This window comes from Micromonospora sp. CA-246542, assembly GCF_050942905.1.
GTDB lineage: Bacteria > Actinomycetota > Actinomycetes > Mycobacteriales > Micromonosporaceae > Micromonospora.
In genome coordinates, this window is sequence record NZ_CP192040.1 from 1,326,481 (window position 1) to 1,344,385 (window position 17,905).

General features: G+C 71.1%; 17 protein-coding genes, 2 tRNA genes and 2 pseudogenes. 10 read left to right on the forward strand and 11 right to left on the reverse strand.

All coding sequences use genetic code 11. The features are described from left to right. Window positions 1-67: 67 nt before the first annotated feature. From ACQP0N_RS06305 to bcp, 3 genes are all read right to left on the reverse strand, one after another. Window positions 68-153, reverse strand: a tRNA-Leu gene (locus ACQP0N_RS06305). Continuing rightward, complete coding sequence (locus ACQP0N_RS06310) at window positions 139-1,053, reverse strand: HNH endonuclease signature motif containing protein (RefSeq protein ID WP_433118332.1); 915 nt, start codon at window positions 1,051-1,053, stop codon at window positions 139-141. Before ACQP0N_RS06310 ends, ACQP0N_RS06305 begins: the two co-directional genes overlap by 15 nt. A gap of 31 nt (window positions 1,054-1,084) precedes the next feature. Continuing rightward, the gene (gene bcp / locus ACQP0N_RS06315) at window positions 1,085-1,561 is read right to left on the reverse strand and encodes a thioredoxin-dependent thiol peroxidase (protein ID WP_357127616.1); all 477 of its coding nucleotides are present in this window, start codon (window positions 1,559-1,561) and stop codon (window positions 1,085-1,087) included. 230 nt (window positions 1,562-1,791) lie between these two features. Here bcp and ACQP0N_RS06320 point away from each other — a divergent pair, with 230 nt between their 5' ends. From ACQP0N_RS06320 to ACQP0N_RS06335, 4 genes are read left to right on the forward strand one after another with little or no spacing between them, the layout of a single operon-like run. Beyond that, window positions 1,792-2,511: an energy-coupling factor ABC transporter permease gene (locus ACQP0N_RS06320; protein ID WP_433118334.1), complete on the forward strand. Its 720-nt coding sequence runs from the start codon at window positions 1,792-1,794 to the stop codon at window positions 2,509-2,511. Then, complete coding sequence (locus tag ACQP0N_RS06325) at window positions 2,508-2,927, forward strand: PDGLE domain-containing protein (protein WP_433118336.1); 420 nt, start codon at window positions 2,508-2,510, stop codon at window positions 2,925-2,927. Before ACQP0N_RS06320 ends, ACQP0N_RS06325 begins: the two co-directional genes overlap by 4 nt. A 14-nt stretch (window positions 2,928-2,941) precedes the next feature. After that, the gene (gene cbiQ / locus ACQP0N_RS06330) at window positions 2,942-3,712 is read left to right on the forward strand and encodes a cobalt ECF transporter T component CbiQ (RefSeq protein WP_433118338.1); all 771 of its coding nucleotides are present in this window, start codon (window positions 2,942-2,944) and stop codon (window positions 3,710-3,712) included. After that, complete coding sequence (locus ACQP0N_RS06335) at window positions 3,709-4,467, forward strand: energy-coupling factor ABC transporter ATP-binding protein (RefSeq protein WP_433118340.1); 759 nt, start codon at window positions 3,709-3,711, stop codon at window positions 4,465-4,467. Before cbiQ ends, ACQP0N_RS06335 begins: the two co-directional genes overlap by 4 nt. Before the next feature lie 110 nt (window positions 4,468-4,577). On the opposite strand, the gene ACQP0N_RS06340 is transcribed toward ACQP0N_RS06335, so the two are convergent. From ACQP0N_RS06340 to ACQP0N_RS06355, 4 genes and pseudogenes are all read right to left on the reverse strand, one after another. Beyond that, window positions 4,578-5,657, reverse strand: coding sequence for a hypothetical protein (locus tag ACQP0N_RS06340; RefSeq protein ID WP_433118342.1), 1,080 nt, complete (start codon window positions 5,655-5,657; stop codon window positions 4,578-4,580). Further along, a complete protein-coding gene (locus ACQP0N_RS06345) occupies window positions 5,654-6,370 on the reverse strand; it encodes a DsbA family protein (protein WP_355052081.1) in 717 nt (238 codons plus the stop codon). Before ACQP0N_RS06345 ends, ACQP0N_RS06340 begins: the two co-directional genes overlap by 4 nt. Then, window positions 6,363-6,866, reverse strand: a pseudogene (locus ACQP0N_RS06350) (MauE/DoxX family redox-associated membrane protein); the annotation flags it as partial. The gene ACQP0N_RS06345 and the pseudogene ACQP0N_RS06350, both read right to left, overlap by 8 nt. 52 nt (window positions 6,867-6,918) lie before the next feature. Beyond that, window positions 6,919-7,509, reverse strand: a complete 591-nt coding sequence (locus tag ACQP0N_RS06355; protein ID WP_433118344.1) for a sigma-70 family RNA polymerase sigma factor — start codon at window positions 7,507-7,509, stop codon at window positions 6,919-6,921. A 202-nt stretch (window positions 7,510-7,711) separates the two neighbouring features. On the opposite strand from ACQP0N_RS06355, the gene ACQP0N_RS06360 reads away from it, so the two are divergent. The 3 genes and pseudogenes from ACQP0N_RS06360 to ACQP0N_RS06370 all read left to right on the forward strand — a co-directional run. After that, window positions 7,712-9,376: a copper resistance CopC/CopD family protein gene (locus ACQP0N_RS06360; RefSeq protein ID WP_433118346.1), complete on the forward strand. Its 1,665-nt coding sequence runs from the start codon at window positions 7,712-7,714 to the stop codon at window positions 9,374-9,376. Window positions 9,377-9,393: 17 nt separating this feature from the next. After that, window positions 9,394-10,125: a YcnI family copper-binding membrane protein gene (locus ACQP0N_RS06365; protein WP_433118348.1), complete on the forward strand. Its 732-nt coding sequence runs from the start codon at window positions 9,394-9,396 to the stop codon at window positions 10,123-10,125. Between the two features lie 678 nt (window positions 10,126-10,803). Further along, window positions 10,804-11,139: pseudogene (locus tag ACQP0N_RS06370) on the forward strand (hypothetical protein); the annotation flags it as partial. A 120-nt stretch (window positions 11,140-11,259) separates the two neighbouring features. Here the strand turns inward: ACQP0N_RS06370 and ACQP0N_RS06375 are convergent. Continuing rightward, window positions 11,260-12,537 (reverse strand): glycosyltransferase 87 family protein, encoded by a 1,278-nt coding sequence (locus tag ACQP0N_RS06375; protein WP_433118350.1) that lies wholly within the window; start codon window positions 12,535-12,537, stop codon window positions 11,260-11,262. A gap of 106 nt (window positions 12,538-12,643) precedes the next feature. Between ACQP0N_RS06375 and orn the strand changes: the two genes are divergently transcribed. Beyond that, window positions 12,644-13,201, forward strand: a complete 558-nt coding sequence (gene orn / locus ACQP0N_RS06380; RefSeq protein WP_234581559.1) for an oligoribonuclease — start codon at window positions 12,644-12,646, stop codon at window positions 13,199-13,201. Between the two features lie 108 nt (window positions 13,202-13,309). Further along, a tRNA-His gene (locus ACQP0N_RS06385) sits at window positions 13,310-13,382 on the forward strand. Between the two features lie 82 nt (window positions 13,383-13,464). Here the strand turns inward: ACQP0N_RS06385 and ACQP0N_RS06390 are convergent. Beyond that, complete coding sequence (locus ACQP0N_RS06390; RefSeq protein ID WP_433118352.1) at window positions 13,465-14,214, reverse strand: GntR family transcriptional regulator; 750 nt, start codon at window positions 14,212-14,214, stop codon at window positions 13,465-13,467. A 382-nt stretch (window positions 14,215-14,596) separates the two neighbouring features. Between ACQP0N_RS06390 and ACQP0N_RS06395 the strand changes: the two genes are divergently transcribed. Further along, window positions 14,597-14,911, forward strand: coding sequence for a hypothetical protein (locus ACQP0N_RS06395; protein WP_433118354.1), 315 nt, complete (start codon window positions 14,597-14,599; stop codon window positions 14,909-14,911). 96 nt (window positions 14,912-15,007) lie between these two features. Here the strand turns inward: ACQP0N_RS06395 and ACQP0N_RS06400 are convergent, their stop codons facing one another. Continuing rightward, window positions 15,008-16,288: an Ig-like domain-containing protein gene (locus ACQP0N_RS06400; protein ID WP_433118356.1), complete on the reverse strand. Its 1,281-nt coding sequence runs from the start codon at window positions 16,286-16,288 to the stop codon at window positions 15,008-15,010. A gap of 251 nt (window positions 16,289-16,539) precedes the next feature. Continuing rightward, window positions 16,540-17,811 (reverse strand): Ig-like domain-containing protein, encoded by a 1,272-nt coding sequence (locus tag ACQP0N_RS06405; protein ID WP_433118358.1) that lies wholly within the window; start codon window positions 17,809-17,811, stop codon window positions 16,540-16,542. Window positions 17,812-17,905: the final 94 nt, after the last annotated feature.

A 17,905-nucleotide genomic window follows, 5' to 3' on the forward strand; every position in this document is an offset into this window, starting at 1 on the left:
CCGGGCTCGTGACCCACCACGGTGACGCGGTCGACAACCAGCTCCCGCGCTCGCGGTGGTGGTTCATTGGTGCGGGAGAGGGGATTCGAACCCCTACGCCCTTTCGGACAATAGGACCTAAACCTATCGCGGCTGCCGTTACGCCACTCCCGCCAACTCGCTGAGTCTAGAGCGTCTGGCTTCAGCGGTGTTGAGCCCGGCCTCCTTCAGGATGGCTGAGACCGTGCCGTGACTCACCCGGCATGTTCCGTTGGGCGCGGTACGCAGGATCTCCGCGAGCCGTTTCGGGCCGACGTCCGGATTGGCCAGCGCCTGCTGTATCACCACGTCCCGATGCGCCCTCGAACGCCAGCTACGATCCGGACGCGGCGTCAACACGCCTTCCTGCTCAAGTAGTCGCCGGACCTTGTGCAGGTATGCCGGGCGGTAGCCCAATTGCTGTGCCGCCTTCGATGCGGTGATCTGCTGCGCGGCGATCCGGCCGAACACATCGAGGAGTTCCTGCCGCGTCGGTGGGCGGTCGGAACCAGCTATCTCGACGGAGCGTTCCTCGGCGCTGTCCGCGCTGAAAAGGGGAGCGGCGAGACTGCGGGCCCGGTTCCGTCGGCCGGCGAACGTCTCGGTCTGACTGTGGCAGTTGGGGCAAAGAAGCCGGAGGTTCGGCGGTCTGTTGTCGAGGAAGTCCCCGTTGATGTGGTCCACGTGCAAAGTCAATGGCGCACCTCGCCAGACTGGCCCCGTCCCGCATGCTTCGCACTCTTGCGGCAGGCCGAGATCCGCGAGGGCCCACTTCAAGCGCACGCCGGGCGTACGCCGGGATCCTTGCGGCAGTTGAATCAGCAACTGGGCCGATGTCGTCCGACGTGCGCTGCGGTTGTGCGCCTGGCCGGTGAAGTGCGACGTGTCGATGCCGAACTTCTTCAACTGCCGGCTGATGTGCGCGTGCGAGCCGCCGCTGACGCGTACGCCGAGCATCCGCATCACCTCGGTGATGTTGCGGGCGGCGGCGGCCGCCTCGGCGAGCAGCTCCGGTGTGTATTTGTATCGGACCATTGACGCACGGTAGCGGTCCGGTGTGACGGTCTCAGTCGAGCCCGAGGTCGCGGCGGAGCTTGGCGACGTGCCCGGTGGCCTTGACGTTGTAGAGCGCCCGTTCGATCTTGCCGTCGCCGTCGATGACGAACGTGGAGCGGATCACGCCGGTGACGGTCTTGCCGTACAGCTGCTTCTCGCCGTACGCGCCGTACGCGGTGAGCACCGCCTTGTCCGCGTCCGACACCAGCGGGAACGTGATCGCGTCGCGGTCGCGGAACTTGGCCAGCTTCGCCGGCTTGTCGGGGGAGATGCCGACCACCTCGTAGCCGGCCGCCTGGAGCGAGGCGAGCGAGTCGCGGAAGTCGCAGGCCTGCTTGGTGCAGCCGGGGGTCATCGCGGCCGGGTAGGCGTACAGGACCACCTTTCGGCCCCGCAGGTCGGCGAGGGAGAGCTGGTCGCCGGTGTCGGTGGGCAGGGTCCACTCGGGCGCGGGGTCACCGGGGGAGAGACGATCGGGCGCGGTCATGGCCCCGACCCTACCGCCGGGCATGCGCGCCCCGCGTCGCCGGCGCGCGCCGGCTCGTGTTCCTGGAAAGCGTGGTGTCCCGGAGCCGCGGACACCCCGACATCGGAAGGGCCGGGCCGTAAAGGTGATCAAGACCATGCGTTGTTGCCAGACTCTGGCAACAACAAGTCACAGGAAATAGGCTGACCCCCGCCGGGTCCGGAGGGGTCCGCTGACGCGTGGGAGGTCGCGTGGAAACACTGGCGATGCACATCTCGAACGGGATCATCGACGGTCCCGTGGCGGCGATCTTCGCTGCGCTCGCCCTCGTCGCGCTCACCTACTGCGTCCTGCGCGGCCGGCGGGACCTGGACGACCGGCTCGCCCCGATGGCCGGCCTGGTGGCGGCGTTCATCTTCGCCGTGCAGATGCTCAACTTTCCGATCTTCACGGCGGGCGTGAGCGGTCACCTGCTCGGTGGCGCGCTCGCCGCGATGCTGGTCGGCCCGTGGGTCGGCGCGCTCTGCGTGGCCGTGGTCCTCGTCGTACAGGCCCTGATCTTCGGTGACGGTGGGGTGGCGATGCTCGGCCTCAACATCACCAACATGGCGCTGCTCGGCACCGCCGCCGCGTACCTGTTGATCTCGGTGCTGCTGCGGGTGCTGCCCCGCACGCGGGCGGGCCTCGCGGTGACCGCGTTCGTCGCGGCCCTGGTCAGCGTGGTGGTCGCGTCCCAGGGCTTCGTCCTGGAGTACTGGCTGGGCGGCACCACCGACCTGGGCAGCAACCTGGCCGGCCTGGCCGGCACGATGGGCGGCGTCCACGTGCTGATCGGCATCGGCGAGGGTCTCATCACCGCGACCACCGTGCTCACCGTCGCGAAGGTCCGCCCCGACCTGGTGTACGCGCTGCGTTCCCTGCGTACCCCGACCACCACCCCCGCCGTCCCGGTCACCGGAGGTGTCCGATGAAGAACCGTTCCTGGGCCTTTCTGGCCGGTGGCCTGCTGGTCGCCCTGCTGCTCGCAGGCATCGTGAGCAACTACGCCTCGTCGCACCCGGACGGGCTGGACTCCTCCCTGCTCAAGGGCTGCACCGTCGATGCCGACGACAACATCGTCGGTGGCAGCTGCCCGGCGCAGCAGGCCAAGGACCACGAGCTGGGCGACAGCCCGCTGGCCGACTACGGCGTGCGGGGCGTGGAGAACAGCTTCCTCTCGACCGGTCTCTCCGGGGTGCTCGGCGTGTTGGTGACCTTCGCGATCGGCCTGGGCGGCTTCTGGTTGCTGCGCCGCCGGGACACCGTGCCGGCCACGGGCGACGGCGGCACGTCCGCCGAGGGCACGGCGGTCGCCGCCGGGCACGGCCGCCCCGGCGCGAGCGACTGAGCAGGGGGTACGCGATGGGCGCCGGTCACGGGCACGTGCTGTACCGCGACTCTGCCTCGCCGGTGCACCGGCTCCCACCCGAGGTCAAGATCGTGGCGATGGTGGTCTTCACGGTCGCCGTGGTGGCCACCCCGCGGGAGGCGTTCTGGGCCTTCGGGGCGTACGCCCTGCTGGTGGCGCTGGTGGCGGCGCTGGCCCGGGTGGGGCCGCGCTGGCTGCTCAGCCGCGCGTTGATCGAGGTGCCGTTCGTGCTGTTCGCGGTCGCGCTGCCGTTCCTCGGTGCGGGCGAGCGGGTCGAGGTGCTGGGTCTGCGGCTGTCCGAGGACGGCCTGCACGGCGCGTGGAACATTCTGGCCAAGGGCACCCTGGGCGTCCTCGCGTCGCTGCTGCTGGCCGCGACCACCACCACCCGGGACCTGATCGTCGGGCTGGACCGGTTGCACTGCCCGCAGATCCTCACGCAGATCGCCACGTTCATGCTGCGCTACCTCGACGTGCTGGTCGGCGAGGCGCGGCGGATGCGGGTGGCACGCATCTCGCGGGGCGACGACCCGCGCTTCCTGTGGCAGCTACGTGGCTTCGCCGCCGGCATCGGCGCGCTGTTCCTGCGCGCCTTCGAACGTGGTGAGCGGGTCTACCTGGCGATGCTGTCGCGGGGCTACACCGGGCGGATGCCCGCGGTGTGGCAGGGCGACGGCGCCGCGACCGCCGGTCAGTGGCTGGTCGCGGCGACCGTGCCGGTGGTGGCGGCCTCCATCGCCGCGACCGCCGTCGTGCTGACATGATCGGAGTCGTGCAGACCGCCCTCTCGCTGGACGTTCGTGGCCTCCGGTACGCGTACCCGGACGGGCACGTGGCCCTGCACGGCGTGGACCTGGCGGTCCCGCGCGGCGACCGGGTGGCGCTGCTCGGCCCCAACGGTGCCGGCAAGACCACGCTGGTGCTGCACCTCAATGGCATCCTCACCCCGGCCGAGGGCAGTGTGAGCGTGGGCGGCCTGTCGGTCACTCCGGACCGGGCGACGCTGGCCGAGGTACGCCGCCGGGTGGGCATCGTCTTTCAGGACCCGGACGACCAGCTCTTTCTGCCCACGGTGGCGGAGGATGTCGCGTTCGGGCCCGCCAACCTGGGGTTGCGCGGGGCGGAGTTGGCGGCCCGGGTCGACGAGGCGCTGGCCGCCGTGGGGATGAGCGAGCACCGCGGCCGAGCCCCGCAGCACCTCTCGTTCGGGCAGCGCCGCCGGGTGGCGGTGGCGACCGTGCTGGCCATGCACCCGGAGATCCTGGTGCTGGACGAGCCGTCGTCGAACCTGGACCCGGCGGCCCGCCGTGAGCTGGCCGAGATTTTGCGGGACCTGCCGGTGACCCTGCTGATGGTCACCCACGACCTGCCGTACGCGGCGGAGCTCTGCGAGCGCTCGGTGATCCTGGACGGCGGCCGGATCGTCGCCGACGCCCCAACCCGCACGCTGCTCGCTGACGCCCCGCTGCTGGCGAAGCACCGCCTGGAGCTCCCGTACGGCTTCACCCCGCACCCCTGACCCCCGCACCCCTGACCCCCGCACCCCTGCCCGCGATCTTGCACTTTCTGTCCCGGCAAATGCCGCGAACGCCTGCACTTCGGCGACACAAACTGCAAGATCGCGGGAGGTCAGGGGGTGGGGGTGAGGGCGGCGGCTCGGGAGGCCGCGTGTAGGCGTAGGACGCCGGCGGCGGTCGCGCCGACGCCGGTGATCAGGAAAACCGCCACCATGACCCGGGCGACCCCGGGCGACCAGGGCACCGGGGCGACGGACCGGGCGAACACGGCGGCGTTCGCGACACCGGCGAAGAGCGCCAGGCACGCCCCGGCCAGCGCCACCGCGAAGTCGGCTGCCGGGCGGCGGCGCACCGCGTACCAGCCGGCGGCGACCGCGCCGAGACCGGTGAGCAGCGACCAGATCTGCCCGGACAGCAGCCCGGACAGCACCCCGCCGACGCCCTGGGCGCCCGCGTCGATCTCCCGTCCCACCGGATAGACGACCGCGACCGCGCCGCCGACGACGAGCAACGCGCCGAGCGCGGCCAGCGCCCGCGTGCCGGCGGGCGCGGCGGCGGCGAACAGGCCCAGCGCACCCACCGCGAGCAGGCCGACGATGCTCACCGCCCACCAGGTGTACGCGTCCGGCGGCGGCACCCAGTCCAGGGTGCCGCCGATCGTCAGCGGGTCGGTGCCGTCGCGCAGCGGGACCGTCCAGTCCCGGACGCGGTGCTCGCTTTCCGGCGCGGCGCGGACCTGCGCCGGTGGCGTCGACTCCCGCCACAGCGCGCGCTGGTCGTGCCAGCGCGCCGTGGTCCCGTCGTCGACCCGCCGCCAGGACGGTGGGGCGGCCGGGTCGGCGTCGACCGGAAGCGCGGTGTCACCGGCGAGGGTGCGGTTCAGGTAGGTGGCGGGGGAGTGGGTGTTCTCGAAGACACCGTCGGGACCGATCCGCAGGTACGGCTCGCCGGAGTAGCCGATCACCTCGACCGCCCGGCCGGTGTGGTTGGTCAGTTCCAGGCGCGCGCCCGCCTCGATGACCCGGACCGTCAGACCGGGCCGGGCCGGGGTGACGCCGGTGACGCGGGCGCGGTAGTCGGTGCCGTCCGGGGCGTCCGCGCCGTGTGCGGCGGCGGGCGCCGCGCCGAGCAGCGTCGCCGCGCACGCGGCGGCGGCGATCAGGCCGGCGCGAGCCAGGGCGGTACGGATCACTTGCCGGCCGCCGCCACGGCTGCCGTGAGGCCCTGCGGGGTGCGGTCGGCGAGTGGCTGACCGTTGACCAGGATGGTGGGCGTGCCGGTGACGTCGCTGCGGCTGGCCTCCTCGGTGACGTGCTCGGTCCACGTCTTGTACGTGCCGTCCTTCACGCAGCCGCCGAACGAGCCCCGGTCCAGCCCCACGCCGACGCCGATGTCGATCAGTTCGTCGTCGCTGAGCCCGGCGCTGCCCTCGGGCGGCTGCTTGGCGAAGAGCGCCTTGGCGTACTCGCGGAACTTGCCGCCGGCCGCCGCGCAACCGGACGCGGCCGACGAGCGGGTGGAGTACCCGGTGCTGGAGAAGCGGTTGAGGTAGGCGACCGGGTGGTACACCACCTTCGCCTTGTTCTCGGACGCCAACTGCTCCAACGTCGCGCCGCTGCTCTGCTCGAACTGGTTGCAGACCGGGCAGAGGAAGTCCTCGTAGACGTCGACGGTGACCGGCCCGCCGCCGGTGACGATGCCGGTGCCCGGCCCATTGGCGCCGGGCGGCGTCGTGAAGCTGTCCGAGCGCTGGCTGGACCAGACGCCCCAGCCGATCAGGCCGGCGATGACCAGTACGGCGACGGCGGCGGCGGACACCCAGATCGTGCGGCGGCGGCGTCGTTCGCGGGCCAGTTGCTCGCGGACGACCCGGGCCGCGTCCCGCTGACCCTTGCGACTACTCATCCTCGTCCTCCACGACGGGCTCGGCGGACAGCCACCCGTCCACTGATACGGGCGTACGCGGCCAGATCACCAGAAATCCGGCCAGTACCAAGAATCCCAGGTCCCGCAGGATCTCCGGGAGGTAACTCGGGGCCTGCCCCTCGGCGAGCTGCCCGCCGCTGCCGAAGCAGCCGCAGTCGATGGCCAGGCCACGCGCCCAGGCCGAGGAGATTCCCGCGATGAAGACCAGCAGCAGGGCCGTCGAGATCGCCGCGGTGAGCCGGGTGGCCAGCCCGAGCAGCAGGAGCACGCCCAGGGCCAGCTCGACGAAGGGCAGCGCCGCGCCGATCACGGTCGCGGCGTCGTACGGCAGCACCTGGTACGCGTTCACGGCCCGACCCGAGGCGGCTAGGTCACCGACCTTCGACGCCCCGGCGACGAGCCAGACGGCGGCGAGGCCGAGGCGGGCCGCCGTGCCGAGCCAGGGCCGGACGGCCGCCCAACGGCCGACCCGCGTGGGGGTGCAGTCACGCTCATTTGTCGTCCCGTCGCAGCCGGAAGTTCCCGGCTCAGCCGGTGCGGGCGTCGTCGACCGCCGCGACCAGCTCGTCGCGGGCTCGGGCGACCCGGGACCGGATGGTGCCCACCGGCACTCCCTCGACGGCGGCGGCCTCGGCGTACGAGAGACCGAGCAACTGGGTGAGCACGAACGCCGCCCGTCGCTCGGGGCTCAGCCGCCGCACGAGGTCGTCGGCGCCGAGCTGCCCGGCGTGGTCGGGGTGCGGACGGTCGGTGTGGGCGTTCGCGACCAGCCGCTCGTCGAGGCGACGTCGGCGGATCACCGTGCGCAGGTGGTCGGCGCAGGCCCGCCGGGCGATGCCGAGCAGCCAGGTACGGGCGCTGGACCGACCCTCGAACGCGGGCAGGGCCTTGAACGCCCGCAGGTACGTCTCCTGGGCGAGGTCGTCGGCGCTGTCCGGGCCGACCAGGGCGGCGGTGAAGCGCCAGACCTCGGCCTGGGTCAACCGCACGAACACCGCCTGGGCGGTGGGGTCGCCGTCGCGCGCGACCAGGGCCGACTCGGTCGCCGGGTCCGGACCGGCGTCACCGGACGGACCGGTGGGGCCGGCGGGGCCGGTGTCGCGCGGGACGGGGATCACGACAAACCAGGTTACGCGGCGTCGGGTGCGACGTCAGGGTCCTTCGGCCCTTGGATGGTCTGCGACACGTCGGGAACTTTTCCCCGTCGTCAGCCGACTACCTGCTCATGACACGCGACCTCTCCCGCGCGGCGATGGCGGCTGAGCGGAATTGAGCCGTTCGCCCGACTCGGTTCGCCGAGATCCAGTGAGGTCGGCGACCATGGCAGGCATGACTGTCGCCCCCCGCCGCTGGGCCGCCCGGTTGGCTGCCGCCGCCGGCCTCCTGGTCACCGTCGTCGCCCTGTTGATCGCGCCAGCCACCCCGGCCAGCGCCCACGCGGTGCTGTCCAGCAGCAGCCCGGCCGCCTCCTCGGTGGTGCCGAACGGCCCGTCCGAGGTGGTGCTCACCTTCAGCGAGTCGGTCCGCAAGGTCCCCGACAAGGTCCGGGTGATCGCTCCGGACGGCTCCCGGGCCGACCGGGGTGAGCCGTCGTTCGCGGGCTCGGTGGTGACCATTCCGGTGGATCCGGCCGCCGGGCGTGGCACCTACCTGGTGAGCTTCCGGGTGATCTCCGCCGACAGCCACCCGGTCTCCGGCGCGTTCACCTACTCGGTCGGCGCGCCCTCGACGCCGCCGGTCGACTCCGGCAACGACAGCCGCGCCAACCCGGTGGTGGGCACCGCCGTGAAGGTGGCCCGGTTCCTCGGGTACGCCGGTCTGGTGCTGCTGGTCGGGCCGGTCCTGGTGCTCGCCGCGCTCTGGCCGCAGCGGCTCTCCCGGCGGGGGCCCGCCCGGCTGGCCTGGGCCGGTCTCGGCCTGACGGCGCTGGCCACTCTCGCCGACCTGTGGTTGCAGGTGCCCTACACCGCCGGTGGTGGCCTCTTCGACGTGACCGGCGCAGGGTTCGGCAGCGTCTTCGGCAGTACCTTCGGCGCGGCCCACCTGGTTCGGCTCGGCCTGCTGGCCGCGGCGGCGTTCCTGCTGCGGCCGCTGCTGGAACGTCCGGCCGGCCGTACCGACGCGATCATCCTGGCGGTGCTCGGCGGGGCGGCCCTGCTGACCTGGCCGCTGGCCGGGCACCCGGCGGCCTCCCCGGCGCCGGCGGTGTCCGTGGTGGTCGACGCGGTCCACCTGGGCAGCATGGCGGTCTGGTTGGGCGGCCTGCTCATGCTCGCGGTCTTCCTGCTGCGCCAGGCCGACGAGCGGGAGTTGAGCGCGATCCTGCCCATCTGGTCGCGCTGGGCCGCGCTCGCCGTCGCGGCCCTGCTGCTGGCCGGCACCGTGCAGGCGTTGATCGAGGTGGCGACCCTCGACGCGCTGTTCAGCACCACCTACGGACGGCTGCTGCTCGCCAAGATCGGGCTGTTCGCGATCGTGATCGCCGTGGCCGCGTACTCCCGGCAGTTGGTCCGTCGGCGGGTGGCCGCGCAGCGACCCGCGCCGGTGCGCCGGGCGGTCCTGGTGGAGTTGGCCGTCACCGCCGTGGTGCTGGCCGTGTCCGCGACCCTGGTGCAGACCCCGCCCGCGCGGACGGCGGCGGCCGAGTCGTCCGGCGTCGAGGCCGGCCTCTTCACCACCACCCTGAACAGCTCGCTCTTCTCCATGCAGGTCGAGCTGAGCCCGGCCGAGCGGGGCAACAACTCGGTGCACCTGTACGCCTACAGCAAGGACAACCTGCCGCTGCCGGTGGTGGAGTGGCGGGCGACCGCCGCGCTGCCGTCGGCCGGTATCGAGCCGATCGACGTGCCGCTGCTGCCGTTGACCGACAACCACGCGTACGGCGACATCAGCCTGCCGGCCGCCGGCGAGTGGCAGTTGAAGATCACCGCTCGCACGACCGACATCGACCAGGCCACGGTGACCGCCACCGTGCCCATCCGTTAGAGAGGTCCACGACACCCATGACCCGACTCCGGCGCACCGCATCCGCCGCTGCCGCCCTGGCGCTGACCGCCGTCGCCACCGCCGTGCTCGGCTTCGCCGGTCCGGCCTCCGCCCACGTCACGGTGAACCCGAAGGAGGCGACCCAGGGCGGCTACGCCCGGGTGGCGTTCCGGGTGCCCAACGAGAGCGACACCGCCTCGACCACCAAGCTCGAGGTGGTGCTGCCGGAGAACGCCCCGGTCGGCTCGGTGTCGACCATCCCGGTGCCGGGCTGGACGGTGGCGACGGAGAAGCGCAAGGTGGAGCCGCCGATCGAGGTGCACGGCAGCCAGCTCACCGAGGCGGTCTCCAAGATCACTTGGACGGCCACGGGTGACGCGGCCGTCAAGCCGGGGCAGTTCCAGGAGTTCGGCGTCTCGATGGGGCCGCTGCCGAAGGTCGACACGATGGTCTTCAAGACCCTCCAGACGTACTCCGACGGCAACGTCTCGCGCTGGATCGACGAGCCGCAGCCGGGTGGCGAGGAGCCGGAGAAGCCCGCACCGGTGCTCACCCTCACGGCTGCCGCGCCGTCGGCGTCGGCCGCCGCGCCGTCCGCCGTGGCCGTCGCCGACAAGGACGACGACGACGAGGGTGACGGCGCCGCGATCGGTCTCGGCGTCGCGGGTCTCGTCGCCGGCCTGGCCGGCCTGGTGCTGGGCGGCCTGGCCTTCGCCCGGACCCGCCGGGAGCCGGTCGCCAGGTCCTGATCCCGTCGCTCACCCGCTGGCCCGCCGGAAAATCCGGCGGGCCAGCGTGCGTCCGGGGCCGGGAGCGGCCGTGCCGTGGATATCCCCTGATCAGCGGGTGTACGTCGGTAAGGTCGGCCGGGTATCTGGCTACGGAGGGGGACAGTGCGAATGCGGTTCGTGCGGGTGATCGCCGGAATGCTGCTGTTGGTCATCGGGATTCCGGCGCTGCTCGCCGGTGGCGGGCTGTGGCTGGTCGCCCGGCACGCCGATCCCGGTGGGGCCTACGCCGCCCGGTTCGAAACCGTCCGCACACCGGGCCACGCGGTCGTGGTCACCGACCTTGACCGGCTGCTGCGGCGGGAGGTGCCCTTCGCGCGTGGCACGCAGACCCGGGTGCGGCTCGACGCCCGGACCCCCGACGGCCCGGCGTTCGTGGGGCTCGCGCCGACCGCCGAGGTGCGCCACTGGCTGGAGTCCGTGCCGTACGCCTCGGTCCGCCGGGTGGCGCCGGCCCGGGGTCCGCTGCCGGTCCGTACCGAAGCCGCCGTCCCACCCGTGGCCCCGGCCGCCGATGCGGTCCGCCCGCCGCTGGGCCTTCCATTCTGGGTACGCGAGGGGATCGGCACCGTCGAGTGGAGCGCCGACGACCTCGCGGGCGAGCCGATGAGCCTGGTGGTGATGCGCCCGGACGGTCGTGCCGACCTGACGCTGGATCTGCGCGCTGAGCTGCGGGCGGGCTGGGTCGGCCCGGTCGCCTGGGGACTGCTGGTGGCGGGGGTGCTGCTGGTGGCGTGCGCGGTGCTGCTCCTGCTGCGCCCACCGCGTCCGCGTGAGGTGGTCTTCGTGGTCGAACCGGACCAGGTGCCGGTCCTCGCCGGCCGGCTCGGGGTCACGTCGCTCAGCGGACTGGGCGCCCGCGATCCCCATCCCGCCAGGTCGGTGCCGGCCGTGCGGCAGCTCGCCCCGGTCGGCTCCGGCGTGTCCGAGTGGTCCCGGTCGGCGATCGGCGCGGAGCCGGCCCGGCCGACGCCGGAGGACTGACGTGGCAAGTGGCCCTTCGCGCTGCCGACGCGAAGGGCCACTCTCACCGGGGGAGCGGTGCTACCCGAGCGACGCTTGAGGTAGATGGGTTCAGATTAGCGGCGATGGACATTACTGGGGACTTGTGTCCATTTGGCGCGAATTTTCCTCCGTGCGGACCGGGCGGTACACGCGCACCGGCAGCGCCACCAGCAGCAGCAGACTGAGCAGGACGTAGGGGTTCTGCAGGACGAAGTCGACCGGATCGTGGGTGCGGACCGGCGCCGTACCCCACTTCTGGAACGTCACCACGCCGTAGACGATCACGGCGGTGGTGCCCACGGCGAGCGCGGCGGACCACCACCGCCGGCGTGCCTCGTCCGGGCGCTTCGCGCTGAGCGCGGCGTCGGCGAGCAGCACCACCGCCGGCACGAACCAGTAGATGTGGTGGGTCCAGGTGATCGGACTGATCAGAGCACCGACCAGGCCGGTCAGGGTCAGGCCGGTCAACGCGTCACCAGCCCGCGCGGCCCGGGCAGCCCGCCACAGTCCGTAGCCGGCCACCGCCGCCACGATCACCAACCACAGCAGCCGGTCCGGCTTCTCCGGAGCGGTGAACCGGCTCAGCAGACCGAAGACCGACTGGTTGCCGACATAGTCGGTGCGTCCCACCCGATCGGTGTCCCACAACTCCTGTGTCCAGAACCGCCAGGAGTCGCCGGGCGCGACCGCCGCCGCCAGCAGGGTCGCCGCCGCGGCCGTCACGCTCGCCACCGCGGCGGCCCGCCACCTGCGGGTGGCCACCAGGTACACGATGAAGATTCCCGGAAAGAGCTTGAGCGCCGTCGCCAGCCCGATGCCGACCCCGGCCCAGCGCCGCGCCTGCGGTACGGCGAACAACAGGTCCGCCAGGATCAGCACGACCAACAGCATGTTGATCTGCCCGAGGGTGATCGTCTCGCGGGTGATCTCCACGGCCAGCACCAGCAGCACGGCGACGGTCAGGGTGAACGTGCGGGGCAGGTCATGGCGGACGATCACGGGCATCACCAGCCACCGGGTGGTCAGCACCACCGCCGCCACCGTGAGCACCGTGAAGATCGTCACGGTGACGCCGAGCCGGAGCAGCCCGAACGGCCACAACAACAGGGCGCTGAACGGCGGGTACGTGAAGTACAACTCACCCTGCACCCGGTCCGGCTGGACGTAGTCGTAGAGCGGGTGACCGGCCGTCCACCAGTCCATCGCCGACATATAGATCTTCAGATCGAAGAAGTTGTGCACCAGGTTGCGCAGGTAGAGCGCCGGCAGCACGGCGACCAGCGCCACGATCGCGACCAGCCGACGGACCGTACGGCCACCGGGGTCGTCGTCGGTGACGGCGGGCGGTGCGATGGGTTCGGCTGGCACTTGAGAAACCCTAGCGGTCCACCCCCTGAAGAGCGCGCAGCAGCGGGGCGTGGGCTGCGCGTAGGCTGTCCCGGTGGCTGACCTCCTCGTCTGGATCGACTGTGAGATGACCGGGTTGGACCTCGGCAGTGACAAGCTGATCGAGGTCGCGGCGCTGGTCACCGACCCCGACCTCAACGTGCTCGGTGATGGTGTCGACGTGGTGATCCACGCCGACGAGGCGGCGCTGGAGGCGATGCCGGAGATCGTCCAGACGATGCACGCCAAGTCCGGCCTCACCGAGGAGGTCCGTCGGTCGGCGGTCACCCTGGCCGAGGCCGAGGACCGGGTGCTGGAGTACGTGAGCACCTTCGTGAAGGACCCGCGCACCGCGCCGCTGTGCGGCAACTCGATCGCCACCGACCGCGGCTTCATCGCCCGGGACATGCCCCGCCTCGACGCGCACCTGCACTACCGCATGATCGACGTGTCGTCGATCAAGGAACTCTGCCGCCGCTGGTACCCCCGCGTGTACTTCGGTCAGCCGCAGAAGGGCCTGGCGCACCGGGCGCTCGCCGACATCCGCGAGAGCATCCGCGAGCTGGAGTACTACCGGCGCACCATCTTCGTGCCGCTGCCCGGCCCGGACGTCGAGACTGCCAAGGGCATCGCCGCCGAGCTCTGATCCGGCGCCGCTCGGCCGGCGGGGAACCCGCTGGACGCCGCGCGCGGTGGTGGGGCTATTATTGGTCCGCACGACGCCCGGGGCGACAGACCTGGTGTCGGAGGCATGGTGGCTGTAGCTCAGTTGGCAGAGCACCGGGTTGTGGTCCCGGTTGTCGTGGGTTCAATTCCCATCAGTCACCCGGTTGGTGGATTTACCCCACCGCAGCTCAGGCCCCCTCTTCGGAGGGGGCCTGAGCCGTTGTGGGGGACTGGTAGGGGAACTCAGTCCACCGGTATCCGGTAGATCAGCTCGTATCGCCCGCGGGGCAGCACGATGATCGCCGTCTCGACCGGCATGCCCGCCGCGTAGTACGTCCGAGCGATCTCGTACACGTCCGCCGGTCTGCCTGGCAGGCGCAGCGCGTCCGCCTCGGCGTCCAGCGCGGGCCGACTACTGATCCGCTCTTCGAACTCATCGACTCGAACACCGATCGCGTCCATCCGGGCGACCACGCCCACGGCCGCGCCGTCCTCTGGCCACTCGATCGACGTACCGCCCGTGATGCTCAACGGCTCGTACGACGTCGAGAGTTGGACCGGCTCGTCGTCGGAGAGGAACCGGTAGGTCGTTCGCATTACCGGTGTTCCCGGCTCGACGCCGAGGCGTACCGCGATCAGCTCGTCGGCCTGGTCGTGGCGACTTTCGTGCTCCCAGGTGGCCTGCTGGCCGGCGCGGGCCGCGTCCCGGGCGAACGGCGACGTCGGTCCAGCGTTGCTCCGGACGTCGCGGCTTGGCGCACGTCGCTCCAGTCGGCGGCCGGCTTGGACGTAGACGCCGGAACCGGGGCGGCCCACGACGAGGCCTTCACCCTTGAGCACGCTGATCGCCCACTTGGCGACGGTGCGGCTCACGCCGAACCGGGTCATGAGTTTGGACTCGCTCGGCAACTTGGCACCCGCCGCCAACGCGCCGGACTGGATCTCGGCGCGCAACTCGGCGGCGATCGCCAGATAGGCAGGCGTCTTGGCCATGGGGACTAAACCTCCGGTCAGCGCGACCAGTCGATCACAGACAACCTGGTGTGCCAAGTTTGCGCGACAAGCTTGTCTCGGCATACCTAGTGCACTAGCTTTTGAATGACTACTCGCTACCGAATGGCTCCGGTCAGCAACCATGCCGCCGGCGGCGGGTAGCCCAGATGCCGCGTGGCCAGCGATATCTCGACCTGCGGCCCCCTCCACGGGAAGGAATGGCGATGTGGCACATGATCAAACGAATCATTCGGCGGTGCCCCCGTTGCGACCCCACGGCCGGCCGGGCCTGGGAAGCCGCAGACCGGCTGGCCGCACAGCGGCGCCTGCTCGATTTCGCGGCCCGTCAGCGGGCCGAGCATCTCGCCGATGGGCCGAGACCATGATGGAAGAAGCGACCACCGCTCGGGCCGCTGTAGTGGCCCGCCACCAGCAGGCGATCCGCGAACTGACCGCGCTTGAGGCGCGGCTCGCTGACGAGCACGTACCGCACCGCCCCGAGTGGGAGTGCAAGAGCTGCGCGCCGGGCACGTCGTGGCCCTGCCCGCCCGCACAGGCCAGCCTGTTCGAGCTCTACGGCCGCGATCGTGTCGGTCTTTCCATGCACGTCGGTGCCCTGTATTACGTCGCCAGCCAGGAGCGACCCGACGACGAGCCGAGTGAACTGTATGACCGGATCGTGGGCTGGATTCGGTGACGAACCGCTAGCCCATCAAACGGTGAAGGTTGCCGGAATCGGGGTGTCCCCGCTGATGGGACACCCCGATTCCGGGAAGCCCGGTGTCGGTCTGGATCAGGCGGTCGGCGTGGGCGACGGGGTGCCGGCGGCGTCCGGGGCCGCCGGGGCGTCCGGGTCGTACGGGAGGGCACTGCCCTTGACGTACTCGTCCCAGCTCATGTTCCAGTCCGTCCAGCCGTTGCCGTTCTGGAGCTTGCGTTCGGTCCCCTTGACGGTGATCGGGTCACCGACCTCGGTGTTCTTGAACAGCCAGTCGCCGTTCGCCATCGACACGTTCACGCAGCCGTGTGAGACGTTGACGCTGCCCTGCTGGCCCTCGGACCAGGGGGCCGCGTGGATGAACTCGCCGCCCCAGGTGAGGCGCTGCGCGAAGTCAATCTTGGTGCGGTAGCCGTCCTCGGGGCCCAGCTCCTCGAACGTGTCGAAGACGGTCTTGCGCAGCTTCTCGATCACGATCATGGTGCCGCTGGACGAGGGGGTGCTCTTCTTGCCCAGGCTGACCGGGATCGTCTTGATCACCTTGCCGTCGCGGGTCACCGTCATCCGCTTGGTCTTGTTGTCGACCGTCATGATCAGCTTGGGGCCGATCTTGATGTCCACCGACAGGTCCGCGCGGCCGTAGTAGCCGTCGCCCATCGGCAGGCCACCCGCCTGGACGCGGTACGAGACCTTGCTGTTCGCCTTCCAGAACTCCTTCGGCCGGTACCGGACCTCGGTCGGGCTGACCCAGTGCCAGATGCCCTCCTGGGCCGGCGTCGAGGTCACCGTCATGCGGCGCTGCACGTCGTCGCGGTAGTCCTCCGGGATGTCCCGGCTGAACTTCACGATCAACGGCATCCCGACACCGACCTGCTGGTTGTCGCCGAGGAAGCTGCTCACCCGGATCTGCTTGTCGGGCTTGGCCATCGTGGTGAAGGTGCTGGTCGCGGTGGCCGGCAGACCGTCGTCGCCGGTGGCCGTGACCGTGGCGGTGTAGCTGGTGCCGTATTCCAGGGCTTCGCTCGGCAACCACGACTTGCCGTCCGCCGCGAGGGTCCCCTTGACCGCCTTGCCGGCCGCGTCCTTGAGCTCGACGGCGGTCTCCTGGGCATCCTTCGTGGTGAAGGTGATGCCGGTGGAGGCGGGGACGTCCTTGGCGTCGGCCGCCGGTTCGGCGATGGTCGCCGCCGCCTTGGGCGCGGGTGTCTCGGCCCCGCCCTGCCACGAGGACGGCTTGCCGCCGCCGTCGCCGTCGGTGCAGGCGGAGGTGAAGGCCAACGCCACGGCGAGGAGCCCCGCCGCGAGCACGCGGCGTCGTCCGCGGGGCCGGATCAGCTGGTCCTGGCTAGCTCGCATGATGTCCTCACAGTCGTGGTCGCTGACCCATCGTCTCTTAGAGACGTGTCAGAACCGGTCCTGGTTGCCGAGGGTGGGCAGGAACACGCCGAACACGATGTCGGATTTTTGTTACTATCCGGCGTTTCGTGATTGGGGTTCGTCTTCCTGCCGAAGCCGAAGGGTCTCCGCCGCCGTCGTCACGTCGCGGCAGTGCAAGGGTACGCGCCGGCCCGTGCCATCGGCAGGGCCGGCGCGACGACGCCGGACGCTCAGAGCGCCGCGCCGGATCCACCCTTGGGCACCGGCAGCGCGCTGCCCTTGATGAACTCCGACCAGCTCAGACTCCACGCCGTCCAGCCGTTGCCGGCGACGATCTTGCGCTCGGTGCCCTTGATCGTGATCGGGTCGCCGATCCGGGTCTTGTCGAACAGCCACTTGGCGTTGGCCGTCGACACGTTCACGCACCCGTGCGAGACGTTCTGCCGTCCCTGCACGTGCTCCGACCAGGGCGCGGCGTGGATGTACTCGCCGCCCCAGGTGAGCCGCTGGGCGAACTGGATGTCGGTGACGTAGCGGTTGGCCGGATCGGGATCGTCACGGGTGTCGAAGACCGTGGCTTCCTTCTTCTCCATCACGACCATCGTCCCGCTGGACGACGGGGTGCTCTTCTTGCCCAGGCTCACCGGGATGGTGCGCGTCAGCGCGCCGTTCTCGTACACCGACATCTTCTTCGTGGCGTTGTCGACCTTCATCACCAACGACCGGCCGATCTTGGCGGTGGCCTTGCGGTCGATGTCGCCGTACCTGCCGTTGCTCAACGGCACCCCGGCCAACGCGATCCGGACGCTGATGGTGGTGCCCGGCTTCCAGTACTCCGGCGCCCGGTAGTACGCCTGCGTGCCGTTGTCGACCCAGTGCCAGGCGCCCGGCTGCGGCGGGTCGGTCTTGACGAACATCCGCTTCTGCACCGCCGCCCGGTCCTTCTTGGGGATGCCCGGGTGGAACTCGGTCACCACCGGCATCGCGACGCCGTAGCTCTTGTCGTCGAAGAGGTACAGGCCGGACCCGATCGTCGACTTCGGCTTGGCCATCGTGGTGAAGGAACTGGTGCCCTGGCTGCTCGTGCCGTCCGGCGTGCTCGCCGTCACCGTGGCCGTGTACTTCGTACCCCACTTCAGGGGCGCGGACGGCACCCAGGCCGAGCCGTCGGCGCGGAGCTTGCCCTCCACGGTCGCGCCGCTGGCCGCGGTCAGGGTGACCGTGGACACCTTCCCGCCGCTCGGCAGCTTGGCGCTGATCTCCGTACTCACGGGCTTGTTCTTCGTGCCGTCGGCCGGGCTCAGCGTCAGCGCCGGCCCACTGGGCGCGCTGGGCTCGCCGCTCGTCGACGGCGCGGCCGAGTCGGGTGCGGTACCCGCATCCGCCGACGTCCCGCCGACGAATTCCGGTTTCTTCTGCTCGTCGCCGCACCCGGTCAGTGCCAGCGCCGCCGCCAGGGTCAGAGCGCCCACCACCGCCCCGGCTCGCGTGAACCGTGCCATCCCCACCTCTGTTCTCGCGTACCTGGCGGACATCGTGCCGTATCAGTGGCCGGACCCACGCCCCCGTCCCAGCCCCGAGGGCTGGTTTGTGGCT